The organism is Providencia sp. Je.9.19 (assembly GCF_051129765.1).
GTDB lineage: Bacteria > Pseudomonadota > Gammaproteobacteria > Enterobacterales > Enterobacteriaceae > Providencia.
On the sequence record NZ_JBCPSS010000002.1, the window covers coordinates 221,036 to 241,963 of the forward strand.

At 40.4% G+C, this 20,928-nt stretch carries 15 protein-coding genes; 12 read left to right on the forward strand and 3 right to left on the reverse strand.

From position 1 onward, the window contains the following. The first annotated feature begins 19 nt into the window (after positions 1 to 19). Positions 20 to 1,678, forward strand: coding sequence for an ABC transporter permease (locus tag AAZR93_RS10235; RefSeq protein ID WP_434719761.1), 1,659 nt, complete (start codon positions 20 to 22; stop codon positions 1,676 to 1,678). An 87-nt stretch (positions 1,679 to 1,765) separates the two neighbouring features. Here AAZR93_RS10235 and pgtP read toward each other — a convergent pair whose 3' ends face one another. Then, complete coding sequence (gene pgtP / locus AAZR93_RS10240) at positions 1,766 to 3,148, reverse strand: phosphoglycerate transporter PgtP (protein ID WP_294104027.1); 1,383 nt, start codon at positions 3,146 to 3,148, stop codon at positions 1,766 to 1,768. Positions 3,149 to 3,680: 532 nt separating this feature from the next. Between pgtP and AAZR93_RS10245 the strand changes: the two genes are divergently transcribed. From AAZR93_RS10245 to pgtA, 3 genes are read left to right on the forward strand one after another with little or no spacing between them, the layout of a single operon-like run. Further along, on the forward strand, positions 3,681 to 4,910 hold the full coding sequence (locus AAZR93_RS10245) for an ABC transporter substrate-binding protein (RefSeq protein WP_434719985.1): 1,230 nt from the start codon (positions 3,681 to 3,683) through the stop codon (positions 4,908 to 4,910). Then, positions 4,907 to 6,913, forward strand: coding sequence for a two-component system sensor histidine kinase PgtB (gene pgtB, locus AAZR93_RS10250; protein WP_434719762.1), 2,007 nt, complete (start codon positions 4,907 to 4,909; stop codon positions 6,911 to 6,913). Before AAZR93_RS10245 ends, pgtB begins: the two co-directional genes overlap by 4 nt. Continuing rightward, the gene (pgtA, locus tag AAZR93_RS10255; protein ID WP_434719763.1) at positions 6,906 to 8,156 is read left to right on the forward strand and encodes a two-component system response regulator PgtA; all 1,251 of its coding nucleotides are present in this window, start codon (positions 6,906 to 6,908) and stop codon (positions 8,154 to 8,156) included. Before pgtB ends, pgtA begins: the two co-directional genes overlap by 8 nt. A 67-nt stretch (positions 8,157 to 8,223) precedes the next feature. Here pgtA and yghU read toward each other — a convergent pair whose 3' ends face one another. Beyond that, positions 8,224 to 9,048, reverse strand: coding sequence for a glutathione-dependent disulfide-bond oxidoreductase (yghU, locus tag AAZR93_RS10260; RefSeq protein WP_294104022.1), 825 nt, complete (start codon positions 9,046 to 9,048; stop codon positions 8,224 to 8,226). A 394-nt stretch (positions 9,049 to 9,442) separates the two neighbouring features. Here yghU and AAZR93_RS10265 point away from each other — a divergent pair, with 394 nt between their 5' ends. The 7 genes from AAZR93_RS10265 (at position 9,443) to AAZR93_RS10295 (ending at position 18,435) form a co-directional block, all read left to right on the forward strand. Further along, complete coding sequence (locus tag AAZR93_RS10265; RefSeq protein ID WP_294104021.1) at positions 9,443 to 10,960, forward strand: class I adenylate-forming enzyme family protein; 1,518 nt, start codon at positions 9,443 to 9,445, stop codon at positions 10,958 to 10,960. 84 nt (positions 10,961 to 11,044) lie between these two features. After that, a complete protein-coding gene (locus AAZR93_RS10270) occupies positions 11,045 to 12,613 on the forward strand; it encodes an acyl CoA:acetate/3-ketoacid CoA transferase (RefSeq protein ID WP_294104019.1) in 1,569 nt (522 codons plus the stop codon). Between the two features lie 26 nt (positions 12,614 to 12,639). Beyond that, positions 12,640 to 13,377: a 3-oxoacyl-ACP reductase FabG gene (gene fabG / locus AAZR93_RS10275; protein ID WP_434719764.1), complete on the forward strand. Its 738-nt coding sequence runs from the start codon at positions 12,640 to 12,642 to the stop codon at positions 13,375 to 13,377. Between the two features lie 9 nt (positions 13,378 to 13,386). Beyond that, a complete protein-coding gene (locus tag AAZR93_RS10280; RefSeq protein WP_434719765.1) occupies positions 13,387 to 14,571 on the forward strand; it encodes a thiolase family protein in 1,185 nt (394 codons plus the stop codon). A gap of 124 nt (positions 14,572 to 14,695) precedes the next feature. Next, positions 14,696 to 16,036 carry an MFS transporter gene (locus AAZR93_RS10285; protein ID WP_434719766.1) on the forward strand — a complete coding sequence of 447 codons (1,341 nt, stop codon included), beginning with the start codon at positions 14,696 to 14,698 and terminating at the stop codon, positions 16,034 to 16,036. Between the two features lie 34 nt (positions 16,037 to 16,070). After that, a complete protein-coding gene (locus AAZR93_RS10290; RefSeq protein WP_294104012.1) occupies positions 16,071 to 17,264 on the forward strand; it encodes a glycerate kinase in 1,194 nt (397 codons plus the stop codon). A gap of 16 nt (positions 17,265 to 17,280) precedes the next feature. Next, positions 17,281 to 18,435, forward strand: a complete 1,155-nt coding sequence (locus tag AAZR93_RS10295; RefSeq protein ID WP_294104009.1) for a sugar diacid recognition domain-containing protein — start codon at positions 17,281 to 17,283, stop codon at positions 18,433 to 18,435. Positions 18,436 to 18,497: 62 nt separating this feature from the next. Here the strand turns inward: AAZR93_RS10295 and narL are convergent, their stop codons facing one another. After that, positions 18,498 to 19,154, reverse strand: coding sequence for a two-component system response regulator NarL (narL, locus tag AAZR93_RS10300; protein WP_294104007.1), 657 nt, complete (start codon positions 19,152 to 19,154; stop codon positions 18,498 to 18,500). A gap of 376 nt (positions 19,155 to 19,530) precedes the next feature. On the opposite strand from narL, the gene AAZR93_RS10305 reads away from it, so the two are divergent. Next, on the forward strand, positions 19,531 to 20,928 hold the full coding sequence (locus AAZR93_RS10305; RefSeq protein ID WP_294104005.1) for a NarK family nitrate/nitrite MFS transporter: 1,398 nt from the start codon (positions 19,531 to 19,533) through the stop codon (positions 20,926 to 20,928).

Sequence of the window (20,928 nt, forward strand, 5' to 3'; positions counted from 1 at the left end):
TTTATTAAGATATGTATTGATGAGAAAAATTCGTTTTTTGCCTTTGGTTGTGGTCACCGCATTAATTATTTTAGTGGTGATCCCGCTGTGCTTTATTGTTCTTCAAGCGTTTTTTCCCCTGTTAAGTCAGGGGGTATTTAGTCGACCGTTTGAACCTATTATTGATTTGTTTAATGAACCGGAACTGCCGTTGTTATTGCAGAACACCTTATTTTTAGGCATTGGTGTTGCGGTGATTAGTGGGGCTATTGCTATTCCATTAGGGGCATTAAGAGGTTTATTTAATCTTCCATTCGCACGGGGCTGGGATCTATTATTTTTAATTCCATTTTTGATCCCGCCTTATATTGCAGGGCTTTCATGGATGCTAACCTTGCAACCGAATGGTTATTCACAACAATTATTTGGTGTCAGCCCCGGGAGTGCCATTTTTTCATTGGGCGGCATGATGTGTATTATGGCGCTAAATTTATTTCCTGTGCTTTATTTTGCGGTATCTCGCAGCATGGCAGCTAATGGTAATCGCCTAGCTGATGTAGCACGTGTACATGGCGCTTCGGCTTGGCAAGCCTTCTTTAAAGTCACCATACCATTATCATTACCATCAATGGCGGCTGGATTATTATTGATTTTCACGTTAGCTATTGAAGAATATGGTATACCTGCGGCAATTGGTTCGCCTAATGGCATACGGGTACTGACGACAGATATCGAACAGCGACTAGCTGATTGGCCTATTGATTTACCGGGCGCAGCTTCTTTGTCACTATTATTGGTAAGCGTGGCCATTTTTGCTTATACGCTACAACGCACGTTGGTTTCAGGGCGCAATGTCGCGACAACAACAGGTAAGGCGGCGGTATTGGTGACTCGTTCCCTTGGTGTTTGGCGTTGGCCTGTAATGGGGTTGTTTGCTTTTGTCACTTTTTTTGCAGTGGGAATGCCGTTATTAGCCATGTTTGGTACTGCTTTTTCTTCTACGGTGTCGGGTGGACTTTCATTTGATAACTTAACCTGGCGGCATTTTTCGGGGCTAATAGATACTCAAGCGGAAGCATTAGACGCATTATTTACCAGTATTTCATTGGCAACAGCAACGGCAATCTTAACGGGGTTACTCGGCTTTTTATCTGCATGGTTGGTAGTTTCACAGCGAATACGTGGCGCTGTTATTATTGATGCGCTCTCTTTATTACCTATTGCTATCCCCGGTATTGTTATTGCCGTGGGTTTGATATTGGCATGGAATCAGCCTTTTTGGCCAGTGACGCCTTATCACACATGGGGTATTTTAGTGCTCGCCTATAGTTGTTTATTATTGCCTTATCCTGTTCGTTATTGCAGTGCTGCGTTGACCCAAATTGGCGGTAGTTTAGCTGATGCAGCTAGGGTTCATGGCGCTGGAGCGATAACCACATTACGATTAATTTTATTTCCATTGGTTTTCCCGAGTTTAATTGCAGCGATGATGCTTGTTTTCGCAGTAGCATCCCGTGAATTAGTGTCTTCGTTATTATTAGCGCCTGCTGGAATGCAAACCGTGTCTATTTTTGTTTGGCGACAATTTGAGCAAGGGTCCATTGGCAGTGGAATGGCGATGGCTTGTCTGGCTGTTTTGATAAGTCTGACATTAATGCTATGTGCCCAATGGGTTCAACAGCGATATCATCGAGAATAATTTATTTGTTAAATAAAATAAAACCCGCAATGAATAGAAGGCGGGTTTTTTGCTATTTATAAACTATCGATTTAATTTATATTGCTATTACGCATTGGCAAGTTGAGCTTCACTTGGCATTTTTTCTTGGCGATTACGTTCGAGTTCTAATGCCCCGAAGTGAGATAAAATGCAGAAGACAATGCAACAAACAATACCACCTAGTAACAGATAGAAACCTGCATGCCACCCCATACGGTCGACAATGAATCCGAATAAACTTGTTCCGAGTGTTGCACCGAGAATGTAACTTAAGAAACCACGTAGGCCAACGGCTGAACCGACAGCAAAGCTCGGAACGATCTCCATTGTTTGTACGGATGCTAGGAATTGTGGCACGTATATTAGACAACCGACAACGGCAGCGAAGAAAGTAACCATCGCAAGAGACTGGCTCTGCCAGTAACCAATTAAGCAGAAGAAGATCAATACCATACACATAATAGCTAATGGCATTCTACGACCTTTGAACAACTTATCTGTTAACCAACCTGCAAGTAAAGTCGAAGGAATAGCGGCCCATTCGAAGAATAAAAATGCCACACTCATTTGATCTTTAGAGAAGTTCTTTTCTGTTAGCAAATAAATGGGTAACCAGCTAATCACGCCAAAACGAACCATATAGACGAAAACGTCAACGAATGAGATATACCAAGCATTTTTATTTTTTAATACATAAGTACAAAAAATCTGAAATGCGGTCATGTTCTCGGGTGATTGCTCCTGCTGAGCGGTGGTTAACACCACTTTTTCTTCAGGCATCATTTGGTCAAGAGCGGGTAAACCTTCTTGAACAGGGGAGCCTTTACCGAGCACTAAGACAATGATGGCGAATAAAATTGCAATAACAGCAGGAACCATGTAGCTGGCACTTTGCCAATGAGCAGTCCCAAGTACGGCAAAAGCAGCGCCAACGATAGGGGCTACAATACCACCGCCAACATTATGTGAAATATTCCAAAATGCACCGATACGGCCACGTTCTCTGCGTGGGAACCAGTTGGCGATAGTAATAAATGAAGGGCCAACGCCCATTCCTTGGAATAAACCATTAAGTACTACAAATCCGGCAAATAACCAGAAAGCGTTACTGAAACCCATACCAAAGTTTACGACGGCACAGAGGATCAAACCGAAGGCCATGAAAGCTTTCGGGCTGGCTTTATCTGCAAGGGTACTCATGATCCCTTTACTGATGCCATATGCAATAAGCATGCAACTAGTTAATAAGCCAATTTGTGTTGTACTTAAATCTAAATTTTCTTTTAAGTAAGGAGTCGAAAGTGTGAAGTTATTACGCACAATATAATAGGCTAGGTAGCCGAGAAATACGCTGAGAAGTGCTTGAACGCGGTAACGTTTGTAAGTTGCTGGAACTTGTCCTGCTGGAACTTGTTTTTTTGCCACAGCTGGTTTTAAAAATGACAGCATAGATTCACCTGTGAAATAGATATAAAAATAAAATCGTTGAGTTTTTTGTCGTTTTTTTTTCTGACGAGGCCATCATGTTCTGCTTTAAAAAATATCTCAACATCCTGTTTTTGTGTCACTTTTGACTCAATTTTGGAAAGGTAACGGTCAAATTGACTCATAACAATCAAGGCTATAAATGATTTTTTATTTATGACGATTTAATGGTTGCTTTAATGATTGAAGAGTGAGATTAAAGGTTTGGTGATTAGTGGGCTGATTTTGTTTTGTTGAAAGTTTGGCAGACTTTTAGTCGCGCAGCGGAGGTATTTATCACTAATGACCTTAAGAATAAAAATAAATAATCCATTGTTTATGGGCTGGTTATTTAACTTAAATTTGTCTCTATCCTGAAAAGGGTAAGATTTGCCCCAAATAGACTTTTGGACAAAATAAAAAGATTGTCACTTTTTTGATGTGAATCACATCTGTCAGCAGGAGAGAGAAATCGATGATAAAAATAAAGCGGCTCCAGACTGTTATTACGTCCATCATGCTGGTTATTATTGGCGTTAGTTTTGGCCAACTGGGCCATGCAACTATAGCGAAAAATGATGAATTAGTAGTGGCAACGACATTTTCCCCCGAGGCTACAACTTATATTATGAACAGTTGGAAGGTGCAGCCTGAAGCGGTTCCTATTCGTACCATAAATCGTACAAGCGCATCTTTAGAACGTTTATTAGATACCCAAGCACTCGAGAATGTCGATTTAGTTCTCACCTCTTCTCCTATGTTAATGCAGCATTTACAACAGCATGAGCGCTTAGCTGCGTTGCAGGGGATACCTGAGTTTTCTCAACGTATTGTGCCCTCATCATTAAAAGAAACCGTCGCGGCAGTTGCTTTTTCTGGTTACGGTATTTTAGTGAATCGAAATTGGATGCGAGAGAATCAGTTACCTATTCCTAAAACGTGGGATGAACTTGCTGATAGTCGCTATCAAGGCATGTTACTGATGAGCAGCCCATCCCGTTCAGATACGTATCATCTTATGATTGAATCGCTGCTACAGCAGCGCGGATGGGATGAAGGTTGGCGAATTTTACTCAGTATTTCAGGTAATTTAGCGACAGTTTCATCACGAAGCTTTGGTGTTGCGGATAAAATTAAAACAGGTCTAGGGGGCGCTGCACCTATTATTGATAATTATGCCAATTTGCTTTTAGGTAATGCTGATTTAGAGTTTCATTATTTGCCGGATTCGGGAACATCACCGACATTTATTGCTATTACGCGTTATAGTTTAAATAAAGAAAAAGCACGGCAATTTATTTCATTTTTACTCAGTGAACAAGGGCAGCGGGTATTAGCGGATACCAACACCGGAAAGTATCCGGTGACTCCGCTTCCCAAAGGGCATCCTCGAGAAGCACAACAGAGCCAGTTATTAAATTCTCCCATACCGCTAGATGAGCATCTCGTCTTGAAGCGTCAGAAATTAATACAACAACTTTTTGATATGGCGATTACTTTTCGTTTAACTGAATCGAAAGATGCATGGCGAGCCGTGTATATGGCAGAGGCTAAATTAAAAAAAACGCTACCGGAAGTGCGCCAATTATTAACCGCTATGCCTGTTAGTGCTCAAGAAAGTATCGATCCTGCATATTACTCACGGTTTGAAGACAGTCGTAAAGCTGAAGAAGAATATATGCGTTGGCAAAGTTTCTTCCAAGAACAGCAGCGTAAAGCGATCGCTTACTTGGAAATGATCAAATGAAACAACGGATTATTAATTACATTGGTTTGTTTAGTATTAGCTCAATTTTGCGAGCCGCATTTGTTGCAGGGACTTTAATGACGCTAATTGTGAGTTGTGTCAGCCTGTATGCATGGAAAGCGCAAAACCAGCAAATTCGTTATGCCCTTGGTGACTATTTTCCGCGTATCCAATCCTCTTTCTTAATTGAAGGACAACTAAATACCTTAGTCGATGAATTAAACGAGTTTTTAAAAGCACCTAATACGGCGACTCGGCTGCAATTACGCAATCAGATAACCACTCATTTAACGCAAGTTACTGCGATTAATCAAAATCTAACTGGGCGCGATCATCAACAAATTGCGGATATTGTTTCGCAAAGCCAAGATTTATTGCATCGGTTAGATAAGGCCTTGTATACATTATTTCTAGCTAATGAGCAGGTGAATACCCTTTCATCGCGAATTAACTGGTTGCATGATGATTTTAATACGGAATTAAGTTCGCTATCCCAAGATATTAGTCTTCAGCAAGGCTCTTTACTGGATAAAATTGAGCAAGAACCAAATCAAACGGTCGCCCTACAGGGTAGGTTGCGTAATGTTCAAGGGGAGTTACAGCTCATTTATATGTTGTCGAGATTGGAGGAACAAATTAGTAGCGTACTTTCAGGGCGTTTGAAAAATTTACAAAATGGATCAGAACTGGCTGATATGGATGAAAATGAGAGCTATGTTCGCTATTTACGCTACTTAAAGGCTAATTTCGACGCAAATGAAGCAGTATTTGACCTTTACCCAAGTGCAGTTACGTTACGCCAAACGATTGATGAGCTGTTAGATATTGGTTTATCTGATAGTAAAATGCTAAGTGTGCTGCAAAATTATCAACAAGCGAAAACCAAGCTTGCTGCGATGACGACTGAAAAAGAGCGAATTTTAGCTCGATTCCGTTCACAACTGGAATTGCAATTAGGAAATAGCCATTCACAGCTACAAACACTAAATCATCACTTAACGGATATTATGTCGCTGAGTGGTACCATTATTATTATTACCGCCGTTCTTGCTTTACTTCTAGCGGTGCTATTTAATTACTTTTTTATTCAATCTCGGTTAGTAAAACGTTTTAATACTTTAAATCAAGCAGTTGCAAAAATTAGTTTTGGTGATTTGACGACGCCAATTCCGGTGGGTGGGCGAGACGAATTGGGTCGTATCGCGATGTTGTTACAACGGACAATTGAGCAAATTAATCAGCAAAAAAATCAGCTTGAACAAGAGATTAAAGACCGTAAAGCGATTGAAGAAAATTTAAGAACGACACAAAATGAGTTAATTCAAACCGCTAAATTAGCAGTAGTGGGTCAGACAATGACAACACTTGCTCATGAAATAAACCAACCACTGAATGCACTGTCAATGCACCTCTATATGGCTAAAAAAGCGTTGATATCTGAAGAAATTGACACAGCACAACAGGCATTGAATAAATCTGAAAAACTGGTGACTCGTATGGATGGGATCATTCGTGCACTACGCCAATTTGCGCGCAAACGTGATAGCGATGAACAGCTTCAACCTATTTGCTTAAATCAAAGTATTCAAAGTGCTTGGGATGTTTTGCTATTACAACACAAAACGCGTGACGTTAGCTTATTGTACCCTGATGCTTTGCCGCGGGTATTTGGTGATGAAATCGGAATTCAACAAGTCCTCGTGAATTTATTAGCGAATGCCTTAGATGCCAGTCCAACCAAAGCGGTGATTTCCGTCGATTACACTGAAACAGATGACGAGCTCACGTTATATATTGTTGATAATGGAAGTGGTTGGCCGCTAGAACTTGCAGATTCGTTGATGAAGCCATTTACCACAAGTAAAGAAATCGGGCTTGGTGTTGGTTTATCTATTAGTCATTCGATTATGCAGCAGTTAGGGGGGCAGTTGCGTATAGCATCGACGCTCACTCAAAACGGATGTGCAATTTTAAGCTTTAAGAAGGTCAGTAAACATGCTTGATGACAACTACGATATATTGTTAATTGATGACGATAAAGATGTACTTGAAGCTTACTGCTTATTATTATCACAAGCAGGGTATCGGGTTTTTAGTTGTGATAATCCATTGATTGCTAAAGAATTAGTTCATCGTGATTGGTGTGGTATTGTCTTAAGCGATGTGTGTATGCCCGACTGTTCGGGTATTGATTTGATGGCATTATTTCTTGAAAAAGATAAATATTTACCCGTTGTGCTGATTACTGGGCATGGTGATGTCCCGATGGCTGTTGAGGCCGTTAAATTGGGCGCATGGGATTTCTTACAAAAGCCAATTAATCCTGAGTATCTTCTATTGCAAGTTGAAAAAGCCTTAACCGCGCGTAAGCAACGTGTGAAGCAACGGCATTGGGGGAAAAAGCAGCTTACGTTGAATTTTGTCGGGCAAAGTGAATGGACGCAACAAGTGAGCCTGCAATTACAGAGTCTTGCTGAAACGCATGCTGCGGTATTTTTTCAAGGTGAGTTTGGCAGTGGAAGAACGTATTTATCCCGTTATTTGCACCAAATTAGTAATAATAAGCAGTCACCATTAGTGATCAAAACATTAATCAATGAGCAAGATGTTCCTCTTGATACATGGTTGAGTGAAGTCGCTGATGGTACATTAGTGCTTAAAAATATTGAATTTATGCCATTAAGCCAGCAACGATATTTAGTACAGCATATTCAGCAGGAACATCGTTCATTTCGTTTAGTGGGTATTTCAGAAACCCCTCTGATTATGTTGACCAAACAGCAAAAATTGGTCGCAGAGCTTTATTATCTATTTTCAATGACCCAAGTTGTTTGTTTACCGCTATCACAACGCAAAGCCGATATTTCCCCTCTTTTTCATTATTATCTGGAGTTAGCCTGTACGCGCTTAAATCATTCTTTTTCAATATTGGATGAGTCTTTTATTAAAAAACTAACGCGCCGTCATTGGCCAGGAAATGTTGGGGAGTTGGCGAATGCTGCGGAACTTTATGCAGTCGGGATCATGCCGATGGGAGAAACTGCAAATCCGTTATTAGCTTCTGTTACACCGACAGCATTGGATCAGCAGATTGAAAATTATGAGCGGCAAATTATTACGGAAGCGTTGAATATTCATCAAGGACGTATTAATGATGTATCAGAGTACTTGCAAATGCCGCGTAAGAAATTGTATTTACGTATGAAAAAGTACGGCTTAGATAAACATCATTATCGAATAATATAGTTTGAATATAGCTGATAGGCTGAGGCTAAACCCCAGCCTATACAAGATATTTTATTGAAATAATCAATTAAACAATATCACTAGCATCATGACGTTCTCTAATATACTCAGAGTTATTCACTTTACGACCCCGTTGTACCGCAGGACGAGCATAAACTTCATCAGCCCAGCGAATAACATTTTTGTATTCATGGACAGATAAAAATTCAGCAGCATTATATAGCCAACCTTTTACTAATGCCCCGTACCATGGCCAAATTGCAATATCGGCAATAGTATAATTTTCACCTGCGATATATTTGTGTGTGGCTAAACGGCGATCTAGGACATCTAGCTGGCGCTTGGCTTCCATGGCAAAGCGGTTGATGGGATATTCGTATTTTTCTGGGGCATAAGCATAAAAATGACCAAAACCGCCGCCAACAAATGGGGCTGAACCCATTTGCCAAAATAGCCATGATAATGTTTCGGCTCGCTCTGGTTGTGCGGTGGGTAAAAGAACCGAAAATTTCTCAGCTAAGTAGGTGAGGATCGCGCCAGATTCAAATATGCTGATGGGTTTCGTTCCACTTCTATCCACGAGCGCAGGTATCTTTGAATTAGGATTAATATCGACAAATCCAGAACCAAACTGGTCTCCTTCACCAATATTAATTAGCCATGCATCGTACTCTGCTTCTTTAATACCAAGGGCTAGCAGCTCTTCAAGCATGATAGTGACTTTTTGCCCGTTCGGTGTGCCGAGAGAATAAAGTTGGAGTGGATGCTTACCAATGGGTAACGCTTTTTCATGGGTAGCGCCAGAAATTGGGCGGTTAATATTGGCAAATTTACCACCACTGCTTTGATCCCACTTCCACACTTTGGGTGGAACATATGTTGAGTCTGCCATGAGGATTCCCTTAAATTTGCAAATGTGAGATGAAACACCTTATTCGGTAAATAATACCGCTCTTGGTACTTTAGCAAGAGGAGATAAATTAGCCACTGATTTTCATTCCCCTTATATTTAAGTGATGGGTTGTTAATGCGCACAAGTACTATAGTGCAGAACAAAGTCAAATGTGGCTATTAGGGAGTAACTAAAGGTAAATAATTTAGGTCATGATGAATATAAATAAAAAAAAGCGTTTTTATCGAGGAAATTTTAACAATAGAGTTGTGCATATAGCTAATTCAAATAAACAAACAATGTGAATGATTTGTGAACGTTGGCACTTATTTCATCGACTTCATTTTATACATTGAAAGCATATGAGTGGTATCAGCAGTGTTGGAGAGTGCCTGTGCTACAGCCAAATTCAAATATTTATCAAAGCTTATTAAATAGAGCAAAATTGCAGCCAGATGCGATTGCGATTGTTTTTGAAGATCAAAGTTGGCGTTATGACCAATTATTGAAAAAAGTAAATCAAACAATGCGCTGGTTGAGTTCAACATTGCGATTACAAAAGGGAGACCGCATCGTATTGGGTTGGGGGAATACCATTGAATTTTGTCAGTTGTTTTATGCTGCGGTTGGGCTCGGTATTCAAGTGATTCCACTCAGTACTAAAATGAAAGAGTTTGAAGGGAAAGGTCATTTATCTTGCATAAATGCTGATGCAATTTTTTGGGATGACAGCTGCCAGCCTTGGTTATCTCAGTTTAATACTCGGGGAATAAGTCTTTCTCAATGGCAATCATTAATATTGTCGGATGAAATTGAATTTACAAATCATGTTAATGAAGATGACCCAGCAGTTATTATTTTTACCTCGGGCACAACAGGTACACCGAAAGGTGCAGTGATAACGCATAAAAATATACTTTCAGCGATATATGCTTATCAAGAAACATTAAAATTATCTGCAATAGACAAAACGATACTTTCAGTTCCTATTTATCATATAACGGGGTTATCAGCCATATTAGCACTTTTTATTCATATAGGTGGAACGGTTTATTTACATCGAAAATTTAATGCTAAAGATATTATTTCTACTATTGCAAAAGAAAAAATTACTTTTTTACATGGTTCACCAACCGTATTTATATTGTTAATTAAAAAAATAAAAGAAAATAAAAGTATTAATTTAGAACGATTTCATTCTTTACGTATGATTGCTTGTGGTGCTGGACATTTAAATGAAGGTACAATAAAAGAGCTTTCATATATATTTTCAGAAACATCAATTCATTCTATTTATGGATTAACTGAAACATCATCACCTGCGACAGTATATTTAGATGATATCCGTTCAGGAAATAAAAAAGCCAGTTCAGGTTTACCAGTACCGGGACTAAAAATAGCTATCCGTAATGATATCGGTGAAGATAAACCGGCAAATAGTACTGGCAATATCTGGGTTAAAGGGGATGTTGTTATTAACCGATATTGGCCTGATAGCCCCGCCAATGAGACTGCATTTAAAGCGGGTTGGTTTTTTACGGGTGATATTGGTTATGTGGATGATGATGGTTATCTTTATATACAAGACCGTATTAAAGATATGATTAACCGTGGTGGTGAGAAAATATATTCAATAGAAATTGAAGACTTAATTTCAAATTACCCCGGTGTTAATGAAGTTGCCGTTATTCCAATAGAAAGTGCAATTTATGGTGAAGAGCCGATTGCGTTTATTATTCCGGAAAGTCAGTTTTGTTTAACAAGCAAAGAAATTATTGAATGGCTAAAAGATAGAGTGCCAACCTATAAAGTACCGGTCAGAATTATGTTTACTCGAGACTTTCCTCGAACATGGAATGGTAAAATAAGTAAAAAAGATTTGAAAAAAAGATATTACGATTTAAATAACTAATATTACACTTTAAATAACTAATGTTAACTTAATTATACCAATTAAAAGGCTATGAAATAATTAGCCTTTGGATGGGGTTTTATAATGAAAAATAAATTTATATCTAAATATGATGCCGCTGAATTAATTAATGACGGTGATACGGTTTGTACGGTTGGAATGACATTAACTAGTGCAGCGGAATCTATTTTATCGGCTATTGAGCAGCGGTTTTTATCTCAGGGTTCGCCTAAACAATTAACTTTAGTTCATGCCGCAGGGCAATGTAATCGTATTCGGGGCAATCAACATTTTGCTCATCAAGGCATGGTAAAACGCATTATTGGTTCGCATTGGGGGTTAGCTCCTCGGTGGATGCAAATGATTAATGACAATCAAGTTGAAGCTTATTGTTTGCCTCAAGGGCAAATGGTGCATTTGTATGGCGCAATGGCTGCGGGTCTACCGGGACGATTATCTAAGGTGGGATTAGGCACGTTTATCGATCCTGATCTTGAAGGTGGCAGAATGAATGCTAAGACACTGGCATTGCCTCCTTTGGTCGAGAAAGTCAATTTTAAAGGTGAGCCATGGTTATGGTATCCCGAGATTCCGCTAGACGTTGTTATTATTCGAGGAACTCATGCAGACTCAAAAGGCAATTTGACGACAGATGAGGAAGCTATGTCGTTGGAGGTTTTGCATGCAGTACTGGCAGCTAAACGATTTGGTGCAAAGGTGATTGCTCAGGTTAAATATTGTGTTGAAGACGGGACATTGCATCCTAAGCGTGTGACGGTACCGGCAAGTTTTATTGATCATATTGTTATCTGTGATAACCCCGAAGAAGATCATCGTCAATCATCAAGCTGGTTCTTTGACCCAACACTTTGCGGAGATATCCGTACCCCCGCCCAGCAAGTGGCACCATTACCCTTAGATATTCGAAAATTAATTGGTCGCATTGCGTGCCGCTATTTAACTGAAAATTGCGTAATTAATTTAGGAACTGGAATTCCAAATGATGTGATTGGCGCGATTATTCAAGAAGAGAACGTGAATCAACGTATTGATATTACCGTCGAGTCAGGTATTTGGGGAGGCGTACAAGCGGGTGGAATTGATTTTGGTATTGGTCGTAATTTGTCCGCCATGATCAGTCATCAAGACCAAATGTTGTACTACAACGGCACAGGGGTTGATGTCACTTATATGGGCGCAGGTGAAATGGACATCTATGGGCATGTTAATGCCACACTTCTCGGTAATATTTGCCCAGGAGCAGGCGGGTTTATCGATATTACCCAAAATGCACGCCACGTTATTTTCTGCTCTACCTTTACCGCAAAAGGTTTAGATATTCGTTGTGAAAATGGGCAACTCACTATATTGCGTGAAGGTGATATCAAAAAACTCGTCAGTAATGTCAGACAGATTTCATGGAATGCTGATATTGCTCGGCAGATTAACCAAACAATGCATTTCGTGACTGAACGTGCCGTTTTCACATTAGGTGAAAAAGTACCCGTATTAGTTGAAATTGCACCGGGTATTGATCTTGAGCGCGACATTCTTGCACACATGGATTTTGTACCTGAAATTTCCCCAAATTTAAAAGTGATGTCCTCTTCATTATTTGAAGAAGGCACCTTCAATCTCGCATCGTATTTATAGTTTTAATATAAAAGAGGAATTTATCCATGTTAGTTAAAGATAAAGTTGCAATCGTAACAGGTTCGGCAAGAGGAATTGGTTTTTCTATTGCTGAGGTATTGGCCGAGGAAGGCGCTAAAGTGGTTATTTCTGATTTAGCGACATCTTCGGGTGCCGAAAGTGCTAAAGAATTACAGTTAAAAGGTTATGCAGTCACTTTCATTCCTTGTGATATTTCAAAGCGCGACCAAGTGAATGCGCTGTTTGCACAAACCCAAGCACAGTTTGGGCGAATTGATGTATTGGTTAACAACGCAGGAATTAACCGTGATGGCATGCTACACAAGCTCAGCGATGATGATTGGGATTTGGTCATCGATATTAATCTAAAAGGCACATTTAACTGCATGCAAGAAGCAGCCAAATTGATGCGAGAGCAAGGTAGCGGCCGTATTGTCAATATTTCATCCGCAAGTTGGCTTGGTAATGTCGGGCAAGCTAACTATGCCGCATCTAAAGCCGGTGTTATTGGATTGACCAAAACGGCTTGCCGTGAGTTGGCTCGCAAAGGGGTGACTGTGAATGCGATTTGCCCAGGATTCATTGATACGGTGATGACGCGCGGTGTGCCTGAAAAAGTCTGGGACATCATGATCAGCAAAATTCCAGCAGGTTTTGCCGGAGATCCTCGCGATGTTGGTCAATGTGTTGCGTTTTTGGCTTCTGAAAGAGCGCGGTATATCAATGGTGAAGTGATCAATGTTGGCGGCGGAATGGTGCTCTAGGAGGAAATTATGAAACAAGCAAATGATATTGTGATTGTCAGTGGTGTTAGAACCGCGATTGGTACGATGGGTGGCAGTTTTGCGAATACGCATCAACATGATCTTGGCGCTGAAGTGATCCGTGAAGCGGTCAAAAGAGCTGGTATTGACCCTGCGGATGTTGATGAGGTGATTGTCGGTAATGTGGGGCAAATTGCAGAAAGCGGTTTCATTGCACGTATTTGCCAATTACGCGCAGGTTTGCCAAAAGAAACAACGGCATATTCAGTAAATCGTCAGTGTGGTTCAGGGTTACAGGCACTGGCTGATGGCATGATGTTACTGCAAACCGGGCAATCGAATGTGGTGGTGGCTTGTGGTACAGAAAATATGACACAGCTGCCTTATTATTTGCGCAAGGCGCGTTACGGTTACCGCATGGGTAATGATGTGCTTGAAGATGGTTTAACATCTATTCTGACATGGCCTGAAGGCCCTTATCATAATGGTATGACCGCCGAAAATGTCGCCGAACAATTTAATATTACACGAGAAGCGATGGATGATTTTGCATGGGATAGCCAGCAAAAAGCGTTAAAAGCAATTCAAGCAGGTTATTTTACGGAACAAATTCTACCTCTTGAAGTTCAAGAGGGGCGCAAAGGTAGTCGCATTTTTGATACAGATGAACACCCTCGTGATACACCAAGAGAAAAATTCGCCAAACTTCGTCCGGCTTTTAAGCAAGACGGTGTTATTACGGCGGCGAATTCGTCAGGTATTAATGATGGTGCAGCCGCGCTTGTTATGATGCGTCGTGAAGAGGCTGAGAAACGAGGATTGAAGCCAAGAATGCGTATTGTCGATTGGTCTGTTGCCGGTTGTGATGCTGCCATTATGGGATTTGGGCCTGCGCCTGCAACTCATCGCTTGATGAAAAAACTCAATATGAATGTGAACGATATTGATTTAATTGAGCTGAATGAAGCGTTTGCCGCACAAGCGATTGCAGTAATGAATGATTTGTCATTAGACAGTTCACGAGTGAATGTTAACGGAGGTGCCATTGCATTAGGGCATCCTGTGGGCGCAAGCGGTGCAATTTTACCGGTCAAATTAATGTATGAAATGGAACGCCGTCAGGTCTCTACAGGGTTAGTGACGATGTGTATCGGTGGTGGACAAGGAATATCAATGTTGTTTGAAAAAGAATAAAAAATACGAAAAGCAAAAAGCCCGACGTGGGGCGTCGGGCTGTTGCTAACGTAATAACAACAGGTATTGGTCACATATGAAGAAGAGCCATACCTGTTTTACTTGCAACATGAGGATCTTAGCTATGTTTTCAACAAATGCAAAGTTAGATTATGCAGTACAGGGCAAAAAAACAAATTCAAAAATATATCGTAATTTAATGCCGCTACTGATATTGGCTTACATTATTAGCTTTATTGACCGTACAAATATTGGTATGGCAAAGACCGCCATGTCAATTGATTTAGGATTATCAGCCACCGCATTTGGTATTGGTGCAGGGCTTTTCTTCCTGACTTATTCGATTCTTGAGATCCCAAGTAATTTGATCATGGAAAAAGTAGGTGCGCGTTTTTGGATCACGCGGATCATGATCACTTGGGGTTTACTCTCTGCCGCGATGGCATTCGTAACCGGCCCTACCTCTTTTTATATTCTACGTTTATTACTTGGTGCTGCTGAAGCTGGCCTATATCCAGGCGTTATTTTGTATATGACTTACTGGTTTAGCCAAGAAGAGCGGGCTAAAGCGACGGGGTTATTTTTACTCGGTGTCTGTCTTGCTAACATCATTGGTGCGCCATTAAGTGGCTTATTGCTGAGTATGGATGGCATGTTAGGTTTCCATGGTTGGCAATGGATGTTCATTATTGAAGGCTTACCTGCGGTGGTTTTAGCATTCGTGGTGTGGTTTGTCTTACCGAATAAGCCAGAGGATGCAAAATGGTTAGATGATGAAGATAGGAATTATATTAAGTATAAGCATGAGCAGGATAAAAATACGACTAGTGTGAATAATAGCAAGTTTTCATTAAAAGCTGCGTTTAAAAATAAAGCTTTCATGATGATTGTGGCTATTTATTTTACCCACCAATTCTCGGTTTATGGCTTGAGTTATTTTTTACCCACTATTATTGGTGAATATGGAAAATTAACGCCAATACAAATTGGTTTATTAACAGCCATTCCTTGGATTTCCGCAGCCATTGGCGGTATTTTTATTGCAAGAAGAGCTAATACACCTCGTCGGTCATCGCGTATTTTAATTTCAGGTTATGCCATCATGGCCGTGGGCTTAACTATCGGTGCACTCGGTGGTCCGATTGTCGGGATGATTGGTTTTTGTTTAACCGCACTGATGTTCTTTGTTGTTCAATCGATTATTTTCTCTTTGCCTCCAACCTATATGAGCGGAAGTATGCTGGCCGGAAGTTTAGCTTTATTGAACTGTTTAGGGCTGTTTGGTGGTTTTCTTGGACCGTTTATTCTTGGTTTTTTCGAAGACTATACTGGAACTGCCACCTCAGGTTTATGGTTTGGTGTTGGTTTATTGGTCGTCGGGACTCTGCTTGCCTTTCGCGTAAAAACGGGTGGAATGAATACGCATGAGCAGGCTGATTTATCTGCATCGGAGCAAACTAAATAGAGATCTCACTGCCATTTATAATAGGAAAGTCTGCATGAAAATTGTTATCGCACTTGATTCCTTTAAAGGAAGTTGTTCAGCCCAGTTAGCTTGCCAGGCTGTTGCCGAGGGTTTCAAGCGTGTTACCACGGATCTGGATGTGACGTTGCTGCCTATTTCAGACGGTGGGGAAGGTTTGCTTGATTCACTAGAACATAGCTTCATTTTATCTGGAGTGATACCTCATACATTCAGTTGTACTGGGCCTTATGGTAGTTTAGTTGATGCTAGACTCCTCGTTTTAGACGGTAAAACGGCATTTATTGAAATGGCTCAATGCTGCGGCTTAGAGTTAGTTAAAAGTGAACATCGCCAAGTAGAAAAAGCATCAACTTATGGTTTGGGTGAAATGGTTTTACACGCACTCAATCTTGGTTGTACCCGTATTATTATGGGAATAGGAGGAAGTGCAACTAATGATGGTGGAGTCGGTTTTGCACAAGCTTTAGGCGCTCAATTCTATGGTCGTGATCAGCAAGTAATGACTCATCCTATTTGTGGTGAAGATCTGATTAATATTAAGGAAATCAGCATCGAGGAACTAGACTCACGATTAGATTCTGTTGAATTTAGCGTCTCTTGTGATGTCGAAAATCCATTGTTAGGAGACAATGGCGCCACTTACATTTATGGTCCGCAAAAAGGGGCGGATAAAGCGACGTTAGATAAACTCGAAGCGGGTATGACGCATTTTGCAGCATTGATGTTCAAAACAACGGGGAAAGATTTTTCGTTGGAGGCTGGCAGTGGTGCGGCTGGTGGACTCGGTGCGGGCTTAAAATGGTTTGTGTCTGCTCGACTCGAAAAAGGGATCGATTTAGTCTTAGATTTGCTTGGTGCAGAGTCCTATATTCAACAGGCTGATTTAGTGATTGTCGGAGAAGGGCGGCTAGATAGTCAGAGTGCAAATGGTAAAGCACCTGTGGGGGTTGCACGTATGGCAAATCATTACGGCGTGCCCACTATTGCATTATGTGGTGGATACAGTGACGATAGTCGCCTGTTATATCAACATGGTATTACTGCGATGTGGTCACTTTGTCCGGGGCCTATAACACTGGAACAAGCGATGACTAATGGAGCACGGTATTTATCTGATACAGCAGAAAATCTATTACGTACTGTCTTATCAGGTAAAGCGCTATCGAGTAAGGTATTGTTGGATACTAATAAGATAGTGAAACATTAAATGATGAGGCGATAAGATGCTACTGACGGACAAATTAGCCAATGATATTGTCACGCGTGCTATGGGAATTATCCATCACAACGTCAATGTAATTAATAGTCAGGGTGTTATTATCGCCTCCGGTGAGAAAAAGCGTATTGGTGAGACACATGAAGCGGCGGTTGAAGTCATTCGCTGTGGCAAGCGGATCACCATTTATAACGAAAATGAAGCTCGCGCTTATTCCAATGTAGCGCCGGGGATCAATCATCCTATAATTGTGGCAGATAATGTTGAGCTAGTGATAGGTGTTAGTGGCGATCCCGTTGTAATCCAACGCTATGCGGAGCTTGCTATTCTTACCGCAGAATTATTGATACAACAAGAAGTTGAGCGCAGAAGTATTAATTGGCAGCATCGCTTACGAGATATGTTATTTGTCCAATTTATTGAGAGTGATACGCCTGTTCAAGGGCGAAGCGCATTATTAAAATTACATAATTCAGGGTTTGCATTTTTATTACCTACCATCCCCGTTATTATTAACATCGAAGCGATTCAATATCGTCCTGAAATTTTAGATTCTATTATTACTGAGCTTTCTTCAATGGAAAATAGCGATGTTTTGCTGCTTAATAGCCGTGAAATATTGATGCTTTTTCCCTCAGAGCAATACAAGCAAGAGTCGTTTATTCCTAGTTTGCATTTCATCTTAGATAGCCAATTAAGTCAGTATTACATTGGTGTTGGCGTACAAGCGGATAGTGAAGAGCATGTACGGGATGCTGTGCATTTTGCCCGCTCGGTGATTGATGTAGGGCGTGTGACATTACCAGAAAAACAAGTTTTTTTATTTAAAGAGATGGCTTCATTGTGTTTGTTTAATGAATTAGAAAATAGTTATTTGTTTAATTTTTTCTTGAATATCTGTAAAAAAATCTTGTTACACGACTCAGGTGAAATACTCATTGAAACTTTAGAGTTATTTTTATTGCAAAATGGTGAAGTTGGTAGCACCGCATTACAGCTTGGTATTCATCGAAATACATTAAGTTATCGCTTACAGCAAATAAAAAAACAAACGGGTCTTGACCCGACTAAATTTACGGATTTAATTCAGCTTTCCGTTGCGATTTATGGCTATAGACGCCGATATCCTAAACAACAGCCTTGGCTAGATGCTCTGACGTAAAATACGGTGTTTTTACCCACCATTACTGAATGAAATAATATGGTGGGAGGGTTACTCAAATACTATTTTTGCTGCAATACCCAAATTGCGGCTTCAACGCGTGATTTTAAATTTAATTTTTTGAGTAGGTGTTTTACGTGCACTTTGACGGTGCTTTCTGTTATTTGTAATTTATTGGCAATCATCTTATTGGCTAATCCTTGTGCGATTAAATCTAGAATTGCAGATTCTCTTGGCGTTAATACGGGAGGATGATTGTCATGGTGATTACGGCTCTCTCTGAGAGATTCGGCAAGTACCGAAGCGAGTGTTGGGCTAATCACCATCTTTCCACTGGCGGCTTCTTTAAGTGCCATAAGAAATTTTTCAGGTTCCATATCTTTGAGTAAATAGCCATCAGCGCCTTGTTTTAAGGCGTTGACTAAATCATCACGATAATTTGATACAGTAAACAAAATAATACGACCAGAAAGTTCGCGTTTTCTTAGATTACTCAATGTTTCGAAACCATTCATTCCCGGCATATTAAGGTCAAGTAGGATAAGATCAGGATCGTGTTCTTCTGCAATTTTAATCCCCATTACGCCATCTTCGGCTTCACCAATGACTTTAAGAGTAGGTTCTAAGCTGATGAGCTGCTTGATACCATTTCTGAGCATAGGATGATCGTCAATGAGCAAAATAGTCGATTGACCGATGGGGATATTGATATTTTCCATTAATGATGACTCCAGCGCATTATTTGTTTTAACAACTCGAGTTAATTTTTTGATAAATAAATTTTGTCATTCACTCTATTTATCCTTGTGGCTATATTGTTAATGGATTAGGTCTAATTAAATATGCTACTTCGGTATTACCCCTAAATAGCTGAGTGAATAAATAATGAAAAAACAAGAACGGTTACTCTTATTTTGAATTGTTATTTAGATTTAATATTCAATGAATTAAATCGATATACTCCTAATACCTCTCTATGGGGTGAGCTGTGTTATAGCTAAAATTCCAACTGAAAGTCTCTTGATTTAGATCAGCTTCATGGTCGCTAATTCGCCACAAACTGCCCCCAGAGAATGATATTTATTGGGGTGGTTTATGTCTCAAAGAGATAATTTAAATTTATCAACAAAGCAATCCAATACTGTTATTCAGGATTGGCGTCCTGAAGATACACAGTTTTGGCAACAGACAGGACAGAAAATAGCGAGTCGGAATCTTTGGATTTCAATTCCGAGTTTATTATTAGCTTTCTGTGTATGGATGTTATTTAGTGCAGTCGCGGTAAATTTAAATAAAGTTGGATTTAATTTTACGACTGACCAGTTATTTTTATTAACGGCACTTCCTTCTGTTTCAGGTGCGTTATTACGTGTGCCATATTCGTTTGTTATTCCTATCTTTGGTGGCCGTCGTTGGACAGCTATTAGTACCGTTTTTTTAGTGATCCCCTGTATTTGGTTGGGTTATGCGGTGCAAAATCCGACTACGTCATATCAAACTTTTGTCATTATCTCTCTTTTGTGCGGTTTTGCCGGGGCAAATTTTGCTTCAAGCATGGCAAATATTAGCTTTTTCTTTCCTAAAGCACGCCAAGGTGGCGCACTCGGTTTAAATGGTGGCCTAGGTAATTTAGGCGTTAGTGTGATGCAGTTGGTCGCTCCCTTTATTGTTGGTGTTGGCGTATTCACCTTTATGGGCGGAACTGGCACGGTTCAACCTGATGGTTCCGTATTGTGGCTAGAAAATGCGGCTTGGATCTGGGTGCCATTTTTACTGTTTTTTACCGTGATGGCTTGGTTTGGAATGAATGACTTAGCCACAAATAAAGCCTCTCTTAAAGCGCAACTTCCTGTCTTAAAACGTGGTCACTTATGGATATTGAGCTTTTTATATCTAGCCACATTCGGCTCTTTTATCGGCTTCTCTGCGGGGTTTGCGATGTTATCCAAAACACAATTCCCCGATGTCATTATTTTAAAATTCGCATTCTTTGGCCCATTCCTCGGCGCACTTGCACGTCCTGTTGGCGGCATGCTGTCTGACCGTTTTGGTGGCGTCAAAGTGACGGTAGTAAATTTTGTGGTGATGTCGATTTTCTCTGGGTTGCTGTTTTTTACTTTACCTGAGCAGGGGCAAGGCGGTTCATTCGCCGCATTCTATGGTGTGTTCATGGTGTTGTTCTTAACCGCAGGACTAGGCAGTGGCTCGACTTTCCAGATGATCGCAGTTGTTTTTCGTAAGTTAACAGTCGACAGAGTGATGTCTCAAGGTGCTACAGAGCAAGAAGCACAAAAAGAAGCGGTGACCGAAAGTGCCGCAGCATTAGGTTTTATCTCCGCGATTGGTGCAATTGGTGGCTTTTTTATTCCTAAAGCATTTGGTACCTCGTTAACTCTGACAGGCTCACCTGCTGATGCGATGAAAGTTTTCTTTGTGTTCTATATCTCTTGTGTGTTTATCACGTGGCTGGTGTACGGACGTAAACACAAATAA

What these genes read in the sequence shown, in the direction of transcription:
- AAZR93_RS10235 (WP_434719761.1), top strand. Translation starts at nt 20, where the DNA reads ATGAGAAAAATTCGTTTTTTGCCTTTGGTTGTGGTCACCGCATTAATT.
- pgtP (WP_294104027.1), bottom strand. Translation starts at nt 3,148, where the DNA reads ATGCTGTCATTTTTAAAACCAGCTGTGGCAAAAAAACAAGTTCCAGCA.
- AAZR93_RS10245 (WP_434719985.1), top strand. Translation starts at nt 3,681, where the DNA reads ATGCTGGTTATTATTGGCGTTAGTTTTGGCCAACTGGGCCATGCAACT.
- pgtB (WP_434719762.1), top strand. Translation starts at nt 4,907, where the DNA reads ATGAAACAACGGATTATTAATTACATTGGTTTGTTTAGTATTAGCTCA.
- pgtA (WP_434719763.1), top strand. Translation starts at nt 6,906, where the DNA reads ATGCTTGATGACAACTACGATATATTGTTAATTGATGACGATAAAGAT.
- yghU (WP_294104022.1), bottom strand. Translation starts at nt 9,048, where the DNA reads ATGGCAGACTCAACATATGTTCCACCCAAAGTGTGGAAGTGGGATCAA.
- AAZR93_RS10270 (WP_294104019.1), top strand. Translation starts at nt 11,045, where the DNA reads ATGAAAAATAAATTTATATCTAAATATGATGCCGCTGAATTAATTAAT.
- fabG (WP_434719764.1), top strand. Translation starts at nt 12,640, where the DNA reads ATGTTAGTTAAAGATAAAGTTGCAATCGTAACAGGTTCGGCAAGAGGA.
- AAZR93_RS10280 (WP_434719765.1), top strand. Translation starts at nt 13,387, where the DNA reads ATGAAACAAGCAAATGATATTGTGATTGTCAGTGGTGTTAGAACCGCG.
- AAZR93_RS10285 (WP_434719766.1), top strand. Translation starts at nt 14,696, where the DNA reads ATGTTTTCAACAAATGCAAAGTTAGATTATGCAGTACAGGGCAAAAAA.
- AAZR93_RS10290 (WP_294104012.1), top strand. Translation starts at nt 16,071, where the DNA reads ATGAAAATTGTTATCGCACTTGATTCCTTTAAAGGAAGTTGTTCAGCC.
- AAZR93_RS10295 (WP_294104009.1), top strand. Translation starts at nt 17,281, where the DNA reads ATGCTACTGACGGACAAATTAGCCAATGATATTGTCACGCGTGCTATG.
- narL (WP_294104007.1), bottom strand. Translation starts at nt 19,154, where the DNA reads ATGGAAAATATCAATATCCCCATCGGTCAATCGACTATTTTGCTCATT.
- AAZR93_RS10305 (WP_294104005.1), top strand. Translation starts at nt 19,531, where the DNA reads ATGTCTCAAAGAGATAATTTAAATTTATCAACAAAGCAATCCAATACT.